The sequence below is a fragment of the Nonomuraea terrae genome (assembly GCF_004348995.1).
GTDB lineage: Bacteria > Actinomycetota > Actinomycetes > Streptosporangiales > Streptosporangiaceae > Nonomuraea > Nonomuraea terrae.
Genome location: NZ_SMKQ01000013.1, coordinates 1 through 18,506, shown reverse-complemented (window position 1 = coordinate 18,506; position 18,506 = coordinate 1). Strand labels below are relative to the sequence as shown.

General features: G+C 71.2%; 16 protein-coding genes and 1 pseudogene. 9 read left to right on the top strand and 8 right to left on the bottom strand.

Translation table 11 applies throughout. From position 1 onward, the window contains the following. Nucleotides 1-99: 99 nt before the first annotated feature. Nucleotides 100-2,139, top strand: a complete 2,040-nt coding sequence (locus E1286_RS07330; protein ID WP_132610024.1) for a fibronectin type III domain-containing protein — start codon at nt 100-102, stop codon at nt 2,137-2,139. Between the two features lie 93 nt (nt 2,140-2,232). On the opposite strand, the gene E1286_RS07325 is transcribed toward E1286_RS07330, so the two are convergent. After that, the gene (locus E1286_RS07325; protein WP_132610022.1) at nt 2,233-4,353 is read right to left on the bottom strand and encodes a hypothetical protein; all 2,121 of its coding nucleotides are present in this window, start codon (nt 4,351-4,353) and stop codon (nt 2,233-2,235) included. A 156-nt stretch (nt 4,354-4,509) separates the two neighbouring features. After that, nucleotides 4,510-4,839: a DUF6069 family protein gene (locus E1286_RS07320; RefSeq protein ID WP_132610020.1), complete on the bottom strand. Its 330-nt coding sequence runs from the start codon at nt 4,837-4,839 to the stop codon at nt 4,510-4,512. Between the two features lie 127 nt (nt 4,840-4,966). On the opposite strand from E1286_RS07320, the gene E1286_RS07315 reads away from it, so the two are divergent. Together E1286_RS07315 and E1286_RS07310 are read left to right on the top strand one after the other, a co-directional pair. Beyond that, entirely contained in the window at nt 4,967-6,205 is a 1,239-nt protein-coding gene (locus tag E1286_RS07315) for a sensor histidine kinase (protein WP_132610018.1), read from the top strand. Further along, nucleotides 6,193-6,846, top strand: a complete 654-nt coding sequence (locus E1286_RS07310; RefSeq protein WP_132610016.1) for a response regulator — start codon at nt 6,193-6,195, stop codon at nt 6,844-6,846. Before E1286_RS07315 ends, E1286_RS07310 begins: the two co-directional genes overlap by 13 nt. Before the next feature lie 91 nt (nt 6,847-6,937). On the opposite strand, the gene E1286_RS07305 is transcribed toward E1286_RS07310, so the two are convergent. The 4 genes from E1286_RS07305 to E1286_RS07290 form a co-directional block, all read right to left on the bottom strand. Then, nucleotides 6,938-7,864, bottom strand: a complete 927-nt coding sequence (locus tag E1286_RS07305; RefSeq protein ID WP_132610014.1) for an SDR family NAD(P)-dependent oxidoreductase — start codon at nt 7,862-7,864, stop codon at nt 6,938-6,940. A gap of 23 nt (nt 7,865-7,887) precedes the next feature. Further along, complete coding sequence (locus E1286_RS07300; RefSeq protein WP_132610012.1) at nt 7,888-9,045, bottom strand: PQQ-dependent sugar dehydrogenase; 1,158 nt, start codon at nt 9,043-9,045, stop codon at nt 7,888-7,890. Between the two features lie 66 nt (nt 9,046-9,111). Next, nucleotides 9,112-9,624, bottom strand: coding sequence for a DUF1097 domain-containing protein (locus E1286_RS07295; protein WP_132610010.1), 513 nt, complete (start codon nt 9,622-9,624; stop codon nt 9,112-9,114). Nucleotides 9,625-9,656: 32 nt separating this feature from the next. Beyond that, a complete protein-coding gene (locus E1286_RS07290; RefSeq protein WP_132610008.1) occupies nt 9,657-10,397 on the bottom strand; it encodes an SDR family oxidoreductase in 741 nt (246 codons plus the stop codon). 113 nt (nt 10,398-10,510) lie between these two features. Between E1286_RS07290 and E1286_RS07285 the strand changes: the two genes are divergently transcribed. Both E1286_RS07285 and E1286_RS51680 read left to right on the top strand, forming a co-directional pair. After that, complete coding sequence (locus tag E1286_RS07285) at nt 10,511-11,206, top strand: TetR/AcrR family transcriptional regulator (protein WP_132610006.1); 696 nt, start codon at nt 10,511-10,513, stop codon at nt 11,204-11,206. A gap of 611 nt (nt 11,207-11,817) precedes the next feature. Beyond that, a pseudogene (locus E1286_RS51680) lies at nt 11,818-12,141 on the top strand (NAD(P)H-dependent oxidoreductase); the annotation flags it as partial. 68 nt (nt 12,142-12,209) lie between these two features. Here E1286_RS51680 and E1286_RS51675 read toward each other — a convergent pair. Beyond that, complete coding sequence (locus tag E1286_RS51675) at nt 12,210-12,377, bottom strand: hypothetical protein (protein ID WP_342776164.1); 168 nt, start codon at nt 12,375-12,377, stop codon at nt 12,210-12,212. 12 nt (nt 12,378-12,389) lie between these two features. Next, nucleotides 12,390-12,857, bottom strand: a complete 468-nt coding sequence (locus tag E1286_RS49985) for a MarR family winged helix-turn-helix transcriptional regulator (RefSeq protein WP_132610004.1) — start codon at nt 12,855-12,857, stop codon at nt 12,390-12,392. A 112-nt stretch (nt 12,858-12,969) separates the two neighbouring features. On the opposite strand from E1286_RS49985, the gene E1286_RS07270 reads away from it, so the two are divergent. The 4 genes from E1286_RS07270 to helR all read left to right on the top strand — a co-directional run bounded on the left by E1286_RS07270 (nt 12,970) and on the right by helR (nt 18,277). Beyond that, nucleotides 12,970-14,031 carry an LLM class flavin-dependent oxidoreductase gene (locus tag E1286_RS07270; protein WP_132610002.1) on the top strand — a complete coding sequence of 354 codons (1,062 nt, stop codon included), beginning with the start codon at nt 12,970-12,972 and terminating at the stop codon, nt 14,029-14,031. Beyond that, nucleotides 14,028-14,639, top strand: coding sequence for an NAD(P)H-dependent oxidoreductase (locus E1286_RS07265; protein WP_223189672.1), 612 nt, complete (start codon nt 14,028-14,030; stop codon nt 14,637-14,639). Before E1286_RS07270 ends, E1286_RS07265 begins: the two co-directional genes overlap by 4 nt. 154 nt (nt 14,640-14,793) lie before the next feature. Next, nucleotides 14,794-16,014, top strand: coding sequence for a glycosyltransferase (locus tag E1286_RS07260; RefSeq protein WP_246074555.1), 1,221 nt, complete (start codon nt 14,794-14,796; stop codon nt 16,012-16,014). Between the two features lie 115 nt (nt 16,015-16,129). After that, nucleotides 16,130-18,277 carry an RNA polymerase recycling motor ATPase HelR gene (helR, locus tag E1286_RS07255; protein WP_132609998.1) on the top strand — a complete coding sequence of 716 codons (2,148 nt, stop codon included), beginning with the start codon at nt 16,130-16,132 and terminating at the stop codon, nt 18,275-18,277. Nucleotides 18,278-18,506: the final 229 nt, after the last annotated feature.

Genomic DNA, 18,506 nt, shown 5'->3' with positions numbered 1-18,506 from the left:
CACCCGGCGGCACATCGTGCAGGGCCGACCACGTCCTGCCTGAAGGGCTGAACGACCTCTCACGACCCGTCACCGCTCGATCCAGCTCAAGGAACCCGAATGCGACACTCCCCACCTGTCCGTGCCCTCCTCACCCTCCTCACCGTGCTGGGCCTGACCGCCACGTTCGCCGTGGTGAACAGCAGTCCCGCCCTCGCGAAGAGCGACTTCTCCGCCCGTCCTTTCATGGGCTGGAGCAGCTGGAGCGTCCAGTCCTCCACCCGTGACGGGTACGGAACGGACTGGCTGACCGAGGCCAACATCCGCCGGGCCGCCGACGCCATGGCGGGCCGGCTCAAGAAGGCCGGCTACCGCTACATCAACATCGACGCCGGGTGGAACGCCACCATGGACTGGGTCTTCGGCTTCGACGGCAACGGGATCCCCGACCCGGACCCGACCAGGTTCCCCCGTGGCATCAAGCCCGTCGCCGACTACGTCCACGGCAAAGGCCTCAAGATCGGCCTGTACGGGGCGGCCGGGCTGGAGAAGACCGTCTACGACCGCAACTCCCCGATCCTCGGCACGGACTGCCGGGCCCAGGACATCGCCGTGCAGCCGCTCACGCCCACCAACATGTGGGGCGGCAACTGGAAGATCGACTACTCGCGGCCGTGCGCGCAGGCCTACATCGACTCCATCGTCGCCCGGATGGCGTCGTGGGGCGTCGACTTCATCAAGATCGACGGCACCACGGCCGACAACGTCGCCGACATCGAGGCGTGGTCGCGGGCGATCGACCGGGCCGGCCGCACCATGTGGCTGACCGCCAGCGCCTGGCCGGTGCCGCGCGCCGCGGGCGAAGGGCTGAAGCCGCACGCCAACAGCGTCCGCGTGAACACCGACATCGAGTGCTACTGCGACACCGTGTCCAGCTGGACCAGCTCGGTCGACGACCGCTGGAACGACCTGCCGGCCTGGCTCGACGTGGTCGGCCCGAACTACTGGCCGGACCTCGACTCCATGCCGATCGTCAACAACACCGGCACGGGCCTCCAGGACGGCATCAACGACGTGGAACGGCAGAGCGTGATGACGTTCTGGTCCATGGCGTCCTCTCCCCTGTACGTCGGCGGCGACCTGGCCAACCTGGACGCCAAGGCCGTCTCCATCCTCACCAACCCCGAGGTGATCGCCGTCGACCAGGCCGGACGCATCCCCAGCCGGGTGACCGGCGGCACCCTGCAGACCTGGAAGAAGCAGCTCGACGACGGCAGCCTCGCGGTGGCCGTCTACAACCTGGGCGACTCGCCGGCCGACATCACCGTGCGATGGGCCGACCTCGGCATCGTCGGCCCGGCGAAGGTGCGTGACCTGGTCGCCCGCCGCGACCTCGGCAAGTCCACCGGAAGCTGGCAGGCCACCGCCATCCCGGCGCACGGCTCCCGGCTGGTCAGGATCACGCCCAAGGTCGTCCTGCCGCCGGACACCGCCGCCCCCACCGCGCCGGCCGACGTGCGGGCGACCGACGTCACCGCCACCGACGTCACGCTGTCCTGGAGCCCCTCGACCGACAACGTGGGCGTCACCGCCTACGACGTCTACCAGGACGGCACCGTCAAGGCGAGCCTCACCGACACCACCGCGACCATGACCGGCCTGAACCCCGGCACGTCCTACACGTTCGAGGTCCGGGCCAGAGACGCGGCGGGGAACATCTCATCGCCGTCGGCAGCCGTCCCCGTGACGACCACCCCGGCCGCCCCCGGCACCAGCTACGAGGCCGAGTCCGGCACGCTGAGCGGCCGGGCACGCGTGGCGTCCTGCACGGCGTGCTCCGGCGGCCAGAAGGTCGGCGACCTCTACCAGGGCGGCGCGCTGACACTGGGTGACGTCACCGTGCCCGCGGCGGGGACGTACCTGCTGATCATCAGCTACATCGCGGGAGATCCCACCCGCAGCGTGTCCCTGACCGTCAACGACGGACCGGCCACCACCCTGTCCTTCCCCTCCACCGGAAGCTGGGACACCCCGGGCGACCTGACCACCACCGTCACCCTGCGCGCCGGCACCAACACCCTCACCTTCGACAGCGGCACCGGCTACAGCCCCGACCTCGACAGGTTCACCCTGAGCCCCGTCTCCAGCCCCACGAGCTGAGCGCGGATGTGCACGACGGCCCGGCGCGATCGCGCCGGGCCGTCGCCATGGAGGCCGAGCGTCCTCGACGGTGCGGCGGGACCTCCGCCCTCCTCAGTCCGGCGTGAGGTTGAGTGCGGTGGTGACGTGCAGGTTCCAGCTGAGGCCGGGCGGCGCGATCTGGTGGTCGATCCAGGCGATCGCCGGGTCGCCCTCGGCGTTGACGGTCATGGCCAGTCTGTTTCCGAAGCCGCCTCTGTTCCTGGACACCGGGATGCTCTCGCAGCGGCTGCCGGTGCAGACGGCGAGCATGAGCCGTTGGTGCTCACGGCTCTCGAACGCCACCACCGGCCGCCCCGCGCGGTCCAGGACCAGCGCCGGGACCGCGTGGTGCTCGTCTCCGGCACCCAGCAGCCGCACGTCGGCTCGGGCGCAGTCAGGGGTGCGGCAGTCGAGCAGTTTGTTCGCCTGGTCGTGCAGGTCCCGGTAAGCGACGACGGGGCGGCCGTCGGGGCGTACGGCCATGGACAGGCCGAACGTCCAGGGCAGGTCGTAGGGATTCGACGGGACGGGGGGCACGGGCCTGGTCACGCGCGGCTGCCGACAGGCGACATCAAGGCAGGAGATCACCTGGATCTGGCCGTTGGCGGGGTCGTACCGGGCGGCGACCGGACGCTCCCCCGGGCCGACGGCGACGGCCAGATTGTGATCCGTGGCGGAGTACGCGGTCGCGTCCAGGCGGGCGACCTGCCTGCGCTCTGGGCGGGCGCAGCTCGTGTCCGCGCAGAAGACGAAGGACACGAGGTCGTGGGTCGGCTGGTCACCGCCCGCCGGGTCTTTCTCGGCGTAGGCCACGACCAGGCCGCCACCCCGCCGTACTGCCAGCGCCACCCCCACCGTCTCCGGCCGCGAGCGCGTCGTCGCGACGGCCCCACTGCCGCGTACGCACCGGGTCGCCTCACAGGTGAGCAGTTCGAACCCGCCGGCGGTCCAGGTGGTCAGCGCGAGTCGCCCGTCGGGCAGTCGTGTGCCGGCCGCGCCCGCCTCCCATCGGGTGCCGGCGTCCCGCGGCTCGGCCCACTCGAAACTCGTCTTCCGGCACGAGGAGTCGGCGCATGCCAGCAGGCTGGAACGGTCCTGGAAGCCGTCCATCACCACGATCAGGTGTGCGCCGCGCCCGGTGTGCAGGGATTGCAGGTCGAAGGGGCGCAGCTCCGGGGCGCGGTCGCGGGAGGAGGCGGAGAACTCCCGCGGCGTCCAGGATTCCGTCACGTTCGTCTCGGCGATCTCCGGCCACCCGAACGGGTTGACCAGCACGACCCCGCTGAACAGCAGTCCGGGCAGCAGCGCCACCGGCAGGAGTCTGGGCGTGACCGGGCGCGGCGGCGAGGCGTCGGGCAGGCCGTGCGCCAGGTCCGAGTCGTCCACCTCGGTGCGCCACGCCATGCAGTGGAGGAACTGGCGCGCGACCACGGCGGCCTGGAAGGGCGTCATGGACAGCGCCAGCAGGGTTCCGGCCAGGCCCCATCCGAGGGTCGTGAGCGGTCCGGGGAGCAGGCGGAGCCCCGCATCCAGAGCCCACGTCGCCGCGACAGGAACGAGTACGACCCCGAAGGCCAGCGTCGACGCGGCAGGCAGGAAGCGCAGCCGCGTCAGGCGATAAGCGCGGTGGATCGAGCCCAGCCCCGAACAGCCGTGCAGCACGATGCCGGGCACGGCCAGCAGGCCCGGCATGGCCATGCACGCGGCCACCGCCGGCACCACAGTGGCCGGCCACTGCTCGTCGGTCGCCATGAGCACGCCGGCCCTCGCGGCCCAGATCGCCCCCGACGCCAGCGCGGCCACGAGGAGCAGGACGAGCAGCGAGGGCAGCCGTCGCACCGTCGCCCGCAGCGCCTCGACGGGCGAAACCTGCCGATCGACCAGATGACCCGTGGCGATGATCACTGTCGCGGGGAACACCAGGAGGCTCCCGGCGAGCACGACCGCCGCGGGCACCAGCGTCCAGGTCAGCAGCGCGACGTCGGACGTCCCGATCAGCTGGAACCGCTGGTCGACCAGCGCCGCAGACCCACCGGCCGTCAGCATCAGCGCCGCCAGGGACAGCGTGACAAGCGGCACGTGCACCAGCACGCCGGGCAACGCCAGCCGCACCAGGTTCCGTCCGGCGTCAAGAGAACTCCGGAACGGCACTCCATGTTCGCGTAGCCGTTCGACGTGCTCCATCGTGGTCACTCGTCGGTTCGCCTCCTGATGGCGGGAAATGGCCTGGCTCAGGGGCCGGCCTCCACCGCGCCGTGTGCAGGGGCCCAGGCGTGGAGGCCTCCGGAGGGACAGGGGTGTGGCCAGGAGCCTAGATCCCGCGCTGTGCCGCGGATGAGGCCGAAGACCTCATCGGCATCGGATCGAACCCACGGCTGGATGCGTGCCGTACTCCGACGGCGCGTAAGTTCCCTGAACCGACAGGACCGGGGCGGCGACCGTCCAGACCCGGCCGGGCCTGGACGAGAACCGCTCCAGGACGGTCAGCAGCGCCCAGCCCGCCGGCCCGGCCAGCAGGCTCGCCATCACGACCGATACCGGCCCGACCGGCTGCGTGCCGCCGCCCGCCCGAACGGTCAGGGCCGTTCCGGCCACCGGCACCGCCAGGGCCCAGACGGCCAGGGCGGCCGCGGGCGCGCCGATCAGGGTGAGCAGAAGTCTTCTGAGTGAGGTGTTCATGCCGGTCAGCCTCGACCGCCGGCCTGGTCCGCCGCATCGGGCGCGCGGTCGCTGTCCTCCCCCGGCGGGGTACGGGTCCTCCTTTGGTAGGTGATGGCTTCCCCGTACCGGCCACTAACCTGGCCCGGTGAGCGAGATCCGACCCCCGTACCGCCTCGCGGTGGCCGGCGTGGTCCTTGTGGTGGGCGCGCTGAACGCCGTGACGCTGTGGGGCCTGGCCGGCCGGCCCACCTGGGGGCTGGACGTCGCGGTCGCGGCGGTGAGCCTGGCCGCCGCGCTTGCCCAGTTGTGGTGGCCGGCCTCCGGGGCGCTGGCCGCCACCCTCCTGGCCACGCTCTCTCCGGTGGCCACGCCGGCGGCGACGATGGGGGCGCTGCAGGTGGCCCAGCGCAGGCGCTTCCCCGTCGCGGCGGCGATGGCGGCCGCGGGCATCCTGGCCCACCTGGTCCAGGGGCTGTGGCGGCCGAACTCCGGCATCTCCCTGCGCTGGTGGCTGCTGCTGATCTGTGCCTCCTACGGTGCGCTGCTCGGCTGGGGCGCGCTGGCCCGCTCCCGCCGCGCCCTGCTCAACTCCCTGCGCGAACGCGCCCGCCGCGCCGAGGCCGAGCAGGGCAGGCGAATCGCCGAGGCCCGCATGGCCGAACGCCGCCGGCTCGCCAGAGAGATGCACGACGTGCTGGCCCACCGCCTGTCCCTGGTGGCCACCCACGCCGGGGCACTGGAATACCGCCCCGACTCCTCCCCCGACCAGGTCGCCAGGGCAGCCGGGGTGGTCCGCGCCGGTGTCCACCAGGCGCTGGAGGAGCTGCGCGAAGTGATCAACCTGCTCCGCGAGCAGGACGACCACCTGGACGAGCTGGAGCCCCGGCAAGGTCTGACCGACCTGCCCGCCCTGATCAGCGACGCACGGCAGGCCGGCCAGCCGGTACGGCTCCGCGAGGAGGTCACCGACGCCGCCGCCCTGCCGGCGGCCGCGTCGCTGACCGCGTACCGCGTCGTGCAGGAGGGGCTGACCAACGCCCGCAAACACGCCCCCGGCCAGCCGATCGAGGTTGTGCTGCGCGGCGCTCCCGGCACGCCCCTGCTGATCGACATCCGCAACCCGCTGCCCTCGGCCGACGCGGGCTCCCTCGCGCCCGGCAGCGGGCCCAGCAGCACGCCCGGCAGCGGGCCCAGCAGCGCGCCCGGCAGCGGGCCCGGCAGCGGGCTCGGCAGCGGGCCCGGCAGCGGGCTCGGCAGCGGGCTCGGCAGCGGGCTCGGGCTGGTCGGGCTCACCGAGCGGGTACGACTGGCCGGCGGGCAGCTGGACCACCACAGCACCGACGGAGAGTTCCGGCTCCAGGCCCGGCTACCATGGCCGGCGTGATCCGCGTGCTCCTGGTCGACGACGACGCTCTGGTCCGCGCCGGGTTGTCCATGATGCTCGACGGCGCCGCCGGCATCACCGTCGTCGCCGAGGCGGCCGACGGCCAGGAGGCCGTCACCGCCACCGACGCCCACGCCCCCGACGTCGTCCTGATGGACCTTCGCATGCCTCGCGTGGACGGCATCACCGCCACCCGTCGGCTACGTGCCCGCGCCCGGCCGCCCGAGGTGATCGTGCTGACCACGTTCGACACCGACGAGAACGTCCTGTACGCGCTCCGCGCCGGTGCCGCCGGGTTCCTGCTCAAGGACACCCCGCCACCGCAGATCGTGGAGGCGATCACTCGCGTCGCCGCGGGAGACCCCATCCTGTCCCCACGCATCACCCGGCGGTTGATGGACCGCACCGTCGCTCAGGCCGGCGCCTACGAGCGGGCCCGCGCCGCGCTGGCCGCCCTCACCCCTCGCGAGCACGAGGTGGCCCTGGCGATCGCCCAGGGCCGGACGAACGCCGACATCGCCGCCGACCTTGCCATGGGCGTCACGACGGTGAAGGCCCACGTCTCCAGCATCCTGACCAAGCTCGCCCTGGACAACCGCACCCAGATCGCGCTCCTCGCCCACGACGCGGGCCTCACCTGACCGGCGTCTGCCCGCCTCACGAACCTCCGCTTCCGGAGGGAGCCCGCGCAGCTGTCCGCCTGTCGTGCCCTGGTGCGTCGGGTGAGGCCGGTCACGCCGATCCGGTGCCGGGCCCGCCTGCGGCGTGCCGCTGTTGCCGCGGGGTCAGCAGCTCGCCGAACCCCATGCGCTGGACGAAGTTCTCGCGTGTGGCGCGAGCGACGTCGTTGACCGCCTCCACGCCGGATTCGGTGTAGTCGATGACGCTGCGGAAAGGCTTGGCGCCGTGCGGGAGGGCGAGAATCCGGGTGATCTCCTCGGCGACTCCGACGGGGCTCGGGTCGACTCCGGGGACGAAGAGCGCGGAGGTCACCTCCTCATTGCGCGCGACGAGCGGGTCGAGCTCGGCGTAGGCGGCCGAGACGGCTGAGTCGCCGGCTCGGGTGGCGTTGGGGAAGTGCTGGGTGCCTTTGGTGATCGCACCGGGCATGACGATGCAGGTCTCGACGCCGAACGGGTTGGCCTCGTACGACGTGGCCACCGCCAGGGTGTCGAAAGCCGCCTTGGAGGCCGCGTACGGGCCGAGGAAGGGCGGCGTGGTGACGATGATGGTGCTGCCGACGTACAGCAGGGTGCCGCCGCCGCGGCTGCGCAGATGAGGCATGACCGCCCGGTTCACCCGGTGGGCGCCGATGACGTTGATGTCGAAGAGGTGGGCGATGTCCTCGGCGGTGAACGCCTCGGTGTATCCGACGTAGAGGTGCCCCGCGTTCTGTATCACGACGTCGAGGTCACCGCCGTCCCGCAGGACGGTGCCGACGGCCGCGTCGGCTGATTCCTGCGAGGTGACGTCGAGTTCGACGACGTGCAGGGTCCCGCCGTGCCGTGCGGCGAAGTCGAGCAGTTCTTGGCGGTGGACGTCGTCCTGTCCGTACGGGTCGCGCATGCTGGCCCACACGGTGTGCCCGGCGCGGGTGAGTGCCTGGGCGGTGAGGTTACCGATGCCGGTGGAGGCTCCGGTGATGAGGATGGTGGACATGACGATTCTCCGTTCGAAGGAAGTCAGGAGGCGGGGCGGACGAGTTCGACGCGCAGGAGGCGATCGTCGCCCGGCCGGGCGTCGGCGCCACCCCACGTCGCTCTGTCGGTGTTGGAGGTCGTGATCCACAAAGAGCCGTCGGGTGCCGGCTCCACCGTGCGGATCCGTCCGTAGCGCTCGGTGAAGTAGGCGACGGGCTCGCCGTCCGCCCGGGGTCCGTCGACGGGCAGGCGCCAGAGCCGCTGTCCGCCGAGCGCGCCCATCCAGACGGCCCCACCCGCGATGGCGATGCCGGACGGCGAGGCGTCGTCGGGGTGAATGGTGAAGATCGGGCGTTCGCCGTGCGAGCCGTCCTGCCCTTCGGACTCGGGCCATCCGTAGTCGCGTCCCGGGCGCAGGACGTTCAGCTCGTCCCACGTGCGGTGACCGAGTTCGGATGCGTAGGCGGTGCCGTCGGGGCCGAACGCGATGCCCTGCACGTTGCGATGGCCGGTGGAGTAGACGGCGGTTCCCGAGGGGTTGTCCGGCGGCACGGATCCGTCGGGCCGGATCCGCAGGATCTTGCCGTTCAGTGACTCGTCGTCGGCCGCGTTCTCGGGCGAGAAGGCGTCGCCGGTGCCGATCCAGAGGTTGCCGTCCGGTCCGAAGCGCAGGCGCCCGCCGTGATGGCGGTCGGCGGTTTCGATGCCGTCCAGAATCACCCGGTCCTGGCGCAGGGAGCGCAGGTCGGGGGCGAGGCGCAGCGCCACGACGCGGTTGGTGGGCGAGGCCGACACGTACGCGTAGACGGTGCGGTCCCTGTCGAAGGACGGCGAGGCGGCCAGCCCGAGCAGGCCGCCCTCGGAGCTCACCTCGACCCCGGGAACCATGCCGATCGGCTCGGGATCCCGGCCCTGCCGGATGTGCACGATCCGTCCCGTCGACCGTTCGGACATCAGGGCGGAGCCGTCCGGGAGGAACGTCAGGCCCCAGGGCATGGTCAGGCCGCCGGCGATCTCGGTGACCTCTCCGGGGACCAGGCCGCCCGTGACCTGGGCTGGGGTGTTCCGCGACGTGCCGGGCCCCGGAACGTCCTGCGACATGCCGGGCCCTGGTGTGCTGCAACCGGCCACCAGGACCAGGGCGCTGAGGAGAGCGGCGACGGCGCTGAGGCGGCCGCCGGTACGTGGGATGAGAAGCATGGCTGAGCTGTCCTTCCTGGTTGTCAGGCGAGCGGGGGAACGGGCCCCGTCCCCCCGCTCGGGCCCCTACGTGGCGAACCGGTGCTGCAGCCGCTGGCAGGCGAAGCCGGCGAAGGCGCCCAGGGCGCTACCGGCGATCAGGGTGAGCAGTCCCGGGAGCACCTGCTCCGGTTCCGCGGCGAAGAAGGTCACCAGGCCTACGAACCAGGCGAGCATGTTGTCGAGTACGGGCGTCGTGCGCAGGCCGACAACGACCGTGGCCAGGACCAGGACCGCGAGCGGCAACGCCGCGGCGCCCGCGAAGGGGCCGGTCAGCTCGACGATGGTGTGGCCGAGCACGGCGAGGGCCATCCCGAGCCAGAGGCAGATGATCGCGTAGATGCCGAGGCGGGCAGAGGTGGGCCGGGTGAACCACGCCACCCAGCCCGCGAACATGACCCAGGCCTGCAGGCCCAGGGCTGTGCTGGTGTAGGCGGCGACTGCCGCCACCACGGCCGCGATGGCGGTGAAGGCTACGAACCGGCCGGCGGTGGACCGATCTACGGCGGGGTGTGCCGTGATGCTGCTACGCGTCTCCATGGGGGGTTCCTCCTAGATGGTCGAGTGCGGAGTCAGGCTGCGCCGCCATTGGCGAACACGATCTGGCCGTTGACCCAACGGCCGGGGCCGGCCAGGAAGGCGACGACCTCCGCGATGTCCTGCGGGGTGCCGAGCCGCTTCATCGGGCTCAGGCCGGCGATCCGGTCGATGTCCTGCTGTGACTTGCCGTCGAAGAACAGCTCCGTGGCCGTGGGGCCCGGCGCCACCGCGTTGACCGTGACGTCGCGGCCGCCTAATTCCTTGGCCAGGATCGGAACGAGGGCCTCCACCGCCCCCTTGCTCGCGGCATAAGCGCCGAAGGCCGGATGGTGCAGTCGGGTGACGCTGGTGGAGAAGGCGACGATGGCGCCACCGGGCCGGATGCGGCGCGCGGCCTGCCTGGCCACGACGAACGTGCCCCGGACATTGATGCGCAGTTGCCGGTCCAGCTGGGCCAGGTCCAGCTCCCTGGTCGGCTGCAGCGCCATCACACCCGCTGCGTTGACCACGACATCGACGGGGCCGAGGCGCTCCTCCACGGTGTCGAACGCGACGGCGACCGCGACCTCGTCGGCCACGTCGGCCTGCAGCGCGATCCCGCGGCTGCCGGCCGCCTCGATCTCGCCGACGGCGGCGTCCGCCTCCTTGGCGTTGGACGCGTAGACGACGGCGACGTCCTGGCCTGCCGCGGCGAGCCTGGAAGCGACGGCGCGGCCGATCCCCCGCGAGCCCCCGGCGACGATGGCGATGCGTGATGCGGTATTCATGAACATCCTCCTCGGTCAAGCGCTAACGATTGCAAGTTAACACCGTTGCTTCATCGCTAACAAGCGAATGTTAGCATGCATTGTTATCGATTTAGGGGAGGCTCTGTTAGCATCGCTACATGTCCAGCATCAACAAGCGTGAAGCGATCCTCGACGCCGCAGCGGACCTGCTGGCGCGCGAGGGAAGGGACGCCGTCTCCACCAGGGCGATCTGCAAGGCCGCCGGCGTGCAGGCGCCGATCCTGTACCGGCTGTTCGGCGACAAGCAGGGTCTGCTGGATGCCGTGGCCAGTCGAGGGCTCATGGCGTACCTCGCCGAGAAGCGAAACCTGACACCCAGCGGCGACCCCGTGGAGGACTTGCGGCGCGGCTGGGAGCTGCATGTCGGGTTCGGTCTCGCCGAGCCCACGCTGTACTCGCTCATCTACGGGAGCCCCCGACCGGGTACCGAGCCCGACGGGGCCAAGCAGGCCGCGGAGATCCTCGCCGGGCTGGTGCACCGTGTCGCCCTGGCCGGTCGGCTCCGCGTCCCGGAGGAGCGGGCGGCGCGCGTGATCCACGCGGCCGGCCGTGGCACCACGCTGGCCTTGATCGCCACACCAGAGGCGGAACGCGACATGGACGCCGCCCGGATCGTCCGCGAAGCGGTCATCCACGCGATCACCGAACCCGCCACGACCGGCTCCACGCGGACCGGGGACGACGTCGTGGCCGGCGCCATCACCCTGAGGGCCGCTCTCGGGGACCTGAAGGTCCTCAGCCCCTCCGAGAGCCAGCTGCTGAGCGACTGGCTCGATCGGATCATCGACGGCTAGCGCTGCGACCACATGGGTTCGTGACGGGTTGGGCGATGGGAGCGGCTGGATGGGTGGTGACGTTCGGACGGCCACCGCCCGCCGCACCGAGCTCGGCCGGCCCCTCACCCGCTGGTCGATCCGCGAACTCGCCGCCCGCCTTGGGCCGCGTCCACATCGGCCGGGAAGCCTTACGGTGCCCACTGTCGCCCCGCGGCATCACCTTCCAGCACACCAGCCCTGAAAGGAATCGCCCGACCCGGACGCGATCCGGATCGAGGAGGTCCTGGAACGCTCCCGGACCGGCTCTTCGTCTCGACGGATTCGGGCCCTCCAGGGATCCACCCCACCGCGGCGCTCCCGCTGGGCGAGCAGGGCAAGCCCGCCCGCCTGCCGGCGACCCATCCGCGCCCACGGCGCGAGGTACTCCCACGGCTGCCATTCCGTCGCAACGATCGCCTGTGGGGCGTCAACCGGCGCCGCAAAGGCAGCGCCTCCCTGGCAGCCGCAGCCTGACCAAACCGGCGAACTATCTGGTCACAGCGCCAGCGAGCCCGCCATTGGCCGGCCGGAACAAGTGCCGTACCGCCTAGCGGGCCCGCGCGACCTCCGCCACCGGCTTCAGCGCCGAGATCGCCAAGGAGGTCGCCCAGGCCGCCGAAAAGGCCGGCGCGGAAGTACGGCTCCGCAAGGCCGCGGAACTGGCCCCCGAGGCAGCGATCGCCTCCAACGAAGCCTGGGCCGCACACGCCGCCGCCAGCGCCGGAGTCACCGTGGCCACCGCCGACGACGTCGCCTGGGCCGACGCCGTGATCTTCGGCACGCCCACCCGCTTCGGCAACGTCTCCTCACAGCTCAAGCAGTTCATCGACACCCTGGGCGGGCTGTGGGCGCGGGGACTGCCGGCCGACAAGGTCTACAGCGGGTTCGTCACCACCGCCACCGCCCATGGCGGCCAGGAATCCACACTGCTGGCCTTGTACAACTCCATCCACCACTTCGGCGGCCTGATCGTCTCGCCCGGCTACACCGACCCGGCGAAGTTCATCGACGACAACCCCTCGGCACCTCCCACGTCGACGCACAGGGCAACAACCCGATCAGCGACCAGACCCGTAACGCGGCCCGCCACCAGGCCGAGCGCGTCGTCCAGGTCGCCGCCGCTCTCCGGATCGGGCTGGCCGCGCAGCACCCGATCACACGGCTACGCGTCGTCGCCGCGGTCAGTGTCGACGGTGGGATCGAGGCGGGCCCAGATGTCGGCCAGACGACGGAGGTCGTCATCGTCGAGCCGGTCGAAGAACAGTTCGCGCAGATCGCTGTGATGCCGGCGCCGCGCCTTGCGCATGAGCGCCCGCCCATCAGTGGTCAGGACCGCATCGAAGGCGCGCCCGTCAACGGGTGACCGCCGTCGCTCGATCAGCCCGCGGCTTTCGAGCCGGTCGGCGAGGCGGGTGAACCCGCCGCTGGACATCAGGCGGCGCTGGGCGAGGTACGACATCCGCCTGCCTTCGGGGCCGGCGGAATAGAGCAGAGACAGCACGCTGTACTCGGCCATGCTCACGTTCAGCGGAGCGAGCCCCGCCTCCATGGCACGCCAGAGCCGCTCGTGCGCCCGCAGGAACCCTTCCCAAGCTTCCTGCTCAAGGTCTCCCAGACGGTCGGTCGCCATGGCGGCACGCTATCCAGATGCTGTCTGCGCAGGCAAATCATGGGACGGAATATCTGCCTGCACAGACAAGTTATGGCCTACCGTCCGCATCACCGACGACCTAGGAACAGAGATGGCATTCGAGATCGGAATCATGACCTTCGGTGAGATCACCGCGGATCTCACCACCGGTGCCCTCCCATCTCCGCGGCAGCGCGTCCGCGAGACGATCGAGCAGGCGAAAGCCGCCGACGAGGTGGGGCTCGACGTGTTCGGCGTCGGTGAGCACCATCGCAGCGACTTCGTCGGATCCGCACCGGCCATCCTGCTGGCGGCCGCGGCGGAGCAGACGAAGCGCATCCGGCTGACGAGTTCCGTCACCGTGCTGAGCTCAGAGGACCCCGTACGCGTCTGGGAGCAGTTCGCGACGATCGACCTGCTGTCGGCCGGCCGAGCCGAGATCATCGCGGGACGCGGCTCCTACACGGAATCCTTCCCGCTCTTCGGATACGACCTGAGTGACTACGCCGACCTCTTCCGCGAGAATCTCGATCTGCTGCTCAAGATCCGGGAGCAGAACCCGCTGACCTGGAAGGGACGCTTCCGCGCCCCCTTGGTCGACGCCGACATCGCGCCCCGCGCGGACGGCGCCACGATCCCGGTCTGGGTGGGGGTCGGCGGGTCGCCGGCGTCCGCGGTCAGCACCGGCCGGCTCGGTCTGCCGATGGCGCTGGCCCTGCTGCTGGGGCCGATCACCTTCCACGAGCAGACCGTCGCTCTCTACCGGGAGTCCGCCGCGAAGGCGGGGCACGACGTGGACGCGCTGCGGATCAGCATCAACGCGCACGGGTACGTCGGGCGCACCAGTCAGGAGGCCAGAGACGTCATGTACCCCTACTTCGCGAAGGGCATTGCGGACAACAACCACCAGCGGGGCAAGGGGTTGCTGCTTCCGCGGGCCGCGTTCGACGCGCAGTCGTCGCCGGGGGCCGGTCTGCTGGTGGGCAGTCCGCAAGAGATCATCGACAAGCTGCTCGCCTACCACGAGTTGTACGGTGTGAGCCGCGCCATCATGCAAATGGGCTTCGGCGGGCTTCCGCAGAAGGAGCACCTCGAGGCGATCGAGCGGCTCGGCACAGAGGTGGCGCCGGTCGTGCGCCGTGAGGTCGCGGCGCGTGAGGGGAGGACGGCATGACCACGTCCGTCGTCGACGCGGAACCGGCCGCGCGCATGGATGGCGCGGCGCTGCGAGTCGTCGTCGTCAACGGCAGCCCGAATCAGCCGTCCAAGACGATGGGTCTCGTCGACGTCGTGCTCGACATGCTGGGAGGGATGCTCCCCATGGAGACGTCTCGGATCGACGTGTACCGCCTGGGCCCGGGGTTCACCGGAGCGATCGGGCGCGACGACGTCACGCCCGAGGTCGAGGCCGCGCTCCGGCTGGCCGAGGACGCCGATCTCCTCATCGCCGCGGCACCCGTTTTCCGAGGTACGTACCCCGGCATGTTCAAGCACTTCTTCGACCTTGTCGACCAGTACGCGCTCGCGAACAAGCCCGTCCTCCTTGCCGCGACGGGCGGAGGCGACCACCATGCGCTTGTCCTGGAGCACGCGCTGCGGCCGCTGTTCGCCTTCTTCCAGGCGCTGACCGTGCCCGTCGCGTTCTTCGCATCCGCCGGGGACTTCGACGGTACGAGACTGCTCAACCCCCGCATCTACGGACGCATCGAGGTCGGACTCGCTGACGTCGCAGACCTGCTCAAGGCACGCGCGACCAGTTCGCCGGCAACGCCGGACGCTTGACCGCCGAGCGGCTGAGGAAGTGGAAAGAGGAGTCCCCACCCCTTCCACTCTCAACGTATAGCGCACCGGGGGGCTTGCGGCAAGGCCCGGGTCGTGCCGGAGAATCGTCGGCCAAGGCCAGGAGCTGCGTAAACCGGGGGGACGAGAAGTGCGTGTGTTGTTGTCGACGTATGGGTCGCGCGGGGACGTCGAACCGCTGGTGGCACTCGCGGTGCGGTTGCGGGAGCTCGGCGCGGAGGTGCGGGTGTGCGCGCCGCCGGACGAGGACTTCGCTCAGCGGCTGGCCGATGTCGGCGTACCGATGGTGCCCTTCGGCCGGTCGGCGCGGGCGCTGACGACCGCTAAGCCGTCACCGGCGGACCTGCCGCGGCGCGCGGCCGAGCTGATCGCCGGCCAGCTCGACGTGGTCCTCGCGGCGGCCGAGGGATGTGACGTGCTGGTGGCGACCGGCATGATGCCGGCCGCCGCCGGCGCCCGTTCGGTGGCCGAGAAGCTGGGCATCCGTTGCGTGCACGCGACGTTCCAGCAGCTCACGCTGCCGTCGCCGCACCACCCGCCGCTGGCGTACCCGGGCCGGCCGTTCCCGCCGGACGTGACCGACAACCGGGTGCTGTGGGAGCTGGACGCCCAGAGCATCAATGCGCTGTTCGGTACGGCGCTCAACGCCCATCGGACATCGATCGGCCTACCCCCGGTGGACGACGTTCGCGACTATGTCATCGGCGACCGGCCGTTGCTGGCGACGGACCCGATCCTGGACCGGTGGCAGGAGACGCCGGATCTCGACGTCGTCCAGACCGGCGCGTGGATCCTGCCGGACGTTCGCCCGCTCCCGGCCGAGTTGACGGCGTTCCTGGACGCCGGCACGCCGCCGGTGTACGTGGGCTTCGGCAGCATGCCCATGCGCGCGTCGGCGGACGCCGCCCAGGTGGCCATCGAGGTGATCCGCGCGCAGGGCCGCCGCGTACTCGTCTCCCGCGGCTGGGCCGGCCTGGCGCTGATCGACGACCGGGACGACTGCTTCGTCGTCGGCGAGGTCAACCATCAGGCGCTGTTCGACCGGGTGGCCGCCGTCGTGCACCACGGCGGCGCGGGCACCACGACGACGGCGGCCCGGGCCGGCGCGCCCCAGGTGGTGGTCCCCCAGGCGACGGACCAGCCGTACTGGGCCGGTCGGGTGGCCGAGCTGGGCATCGGCGCGGCACACGACGGCCCGGAGCCCACCGCCGAGTCGCTGTCGACCGCGCTCAAGACGGCCCTGACCCCCGAGACCCGCGAACGAGCGACCGCCGTGGCCGGCATGATCCGCGCCGACGGTGCGACGGTGGCCGCCAAGCTGCTGCTCGACCCTGACAAGCCGCCCGTGTTCGCGTGAGATCGTCGAGCCAGACCTTTGCGACCTGAACCGGCAACGGCCTCGGGGTCCAGCCGGTCATGGCCACGATTCGGGCGCCCCGCGCGCAAGAGAACTCAGATCGGAGCCAATCGCAGTGAACCCGCTGACCACCAGCGCGTTTGACCTTCCCGACCACCTCTCCCCCAAGGCCGACCCGCAGCTGATCGCCGGCGATGAGCAACACTTCGCGGCCATCGCGGAGAGCCTCGATCAGTCGATCGCCGACCTGTCCGACCGCCTCGACGCCGCGCGCAAGGCGCCCGGCGGCAAAGGCCGGCAGGCGCTCGACCGGGATTTGGAGATCCACCGGCTGAGCGCTCGCCTGCGCGCGCTGCGTCGCTTCGGTCTGGACCTGTGCCTCGGACGGATGGTCAGCGCGGACGACCCCGAGCCCGTGTACGTCGGACGACTCGGCCTCACGGACCGCGCGGGCCGCCGGCTGCTGCTCGACTGGCGCTCCCCCGCGGCTGAGCCGTTCTTCGGAGCCACGCATGCCAACCCGATGGGTCTGGCGAGCCGCCGCAGGTATCGCTGGACCCGCGGCCGGATCAGCGACTACTGGGACGAGGTGTTCACCTCGGACGGGTTCGAGGGGCACGCCGCGCTCGACGACCAGTCCGCCTTCATCGCCAGCCTGGGCAGCAGCCGTTCGCCGCGGATGCGCGACGTGCTCGGCACCATCCAGGCCGACCAGGACGCCATCATCCGCGCGGGATCCCGGGGCGCTCTCGTCGTCGACGGCGGCCCGGGCACCGGGAAGACCGTCGTCGCCCTGCACCGCTCCGCCTACCTTCTCTACTCCGACCCTCGGCTCGGTCATCGCCGGGGCGGCGTGCTGTTCGTCGGCCCGCACCAGCCCTACCTGGCCTACGTCGCCGACGTCCTGCCCAGTCTCGGAGAGGAGGGCGTGCAGACCTGCACCCTGCGGGACCTCGTCGCCGAGGGAGCCGCGGCCACGGTCGAGACCGATCCGGACGTGGCCCGCCTGAAGTCGTCCGCGGACCTGGTGAAGGCGATCGAGCCGGCCGTCAGGTTCTACGAGAACCCGCCCACCAAGGGGATGACGGTCACGACGCACTGGTCCGACATCTCGCTGAGCCCCGCGGACTGGGCCGAGGCGTTCGAAGCGGCAGAACCCGGCACTCCGCACAACGAGGCGCGCGACCGGATCTGGCAGGAGTTGCTCACGATCCTGCTGGACAAGCACGACGACGACGTCTCGCCTGACCTGCTCCGCAGGTCGCTGCTGCAGAACAGGGAGCTGCTCACGACCTTCAACCGCGCGTGGCCGGTGATCGAAGCGGCCGACCTGGTCGGAGACCTGTGGTCGGTGCCCGCGTACCTGCGGATGTGCGCTCCCTGGCTCAGCCCCGATGAGGTCCGCAGATTGCAGCGCGAGGACGCCCAGGCCTGGACGGTGTCCGACCTGCCGCTCCTGGACGCGGCACGGCAGCGGCTCGGCGACCCGGAGGCGTCACGACGTAAGCGCCGCATCGAAGCCTCCGTGGCCGCCGAACGGGAGCGCATGGCCAGGGTCGTCGACGACTTGCTGGCGGCCGACGACGACGGTGAAGGCGTGGTGACGATGCTGCACGGACAGGACGTACGGGACGCCCTGATCGACGAGACCGCGCTGCCCGGCGCCGACCCGGACCGGCTCGCCGGCCCGTTCGCGCACATCGTCGTGGACGAGGCTCAGGAGCTGACCGACGCGGAGTGGCAGATGTTGCTGCTCCGGTGCCCGTCCCGGAGCTTCACCATCGTCGGCGACCGTGCGCAGGCCAGGCACGGGTTCACGGAGTCGTGGCGGGAACGGCTCGAACGGGTCGGGCTCGACCGGATCGACCTGGCCTCCCTGAGCATCAACTACCGGACGCCGGAAGAGGTCATGACGGAAGCCGAGCCGGTCATCAGGGCCGCGCTCCCGGACGCCAACGTGCCGACCTCCATCCGCAGCGGCGGCGTGCCCGTCGTGCACGGTTCCGTTTCGGATCTGGGCTCGATCCTCGACACCTGGCTCGCCGCGCACGCCGACGGGATCGCCTGCGTCATCGGCGATCCCACGTTCCAGGCGACGTCCCGCGTAAGGTCGCTGACCCCGGAGCTGTCGAAGGGGCTCGAGTTCGACCTGGTCGTCCTCATCGACCCGGAAAGGTGGGGCGAGGGCATCGAGGGAGCGGTCGACCGCTACGTCGCGATGACCCGGGCGACCCAGCGGCTCGCCGTGCTCACAAGCTCCTGAAGTGCGTCGGGCCCGCGCCGGAGTCCCCTCCGGCGCGGGCCGCACGTGTGGACCCGTCAGACTTCCTCGACGCTGCTCGGCTCACGCCGGGACAGGTCGATGCCGAGCTCCTCCGCCGCGCGGAAGACGTCCTCGTCGGTGTCGCGCATCTCGATGGACATGCCGTCGCTGGAGAGCACCTCGACGTTGAGGCACAGCGACTGCATCTCCTTGATGAGCACCTTGAAGG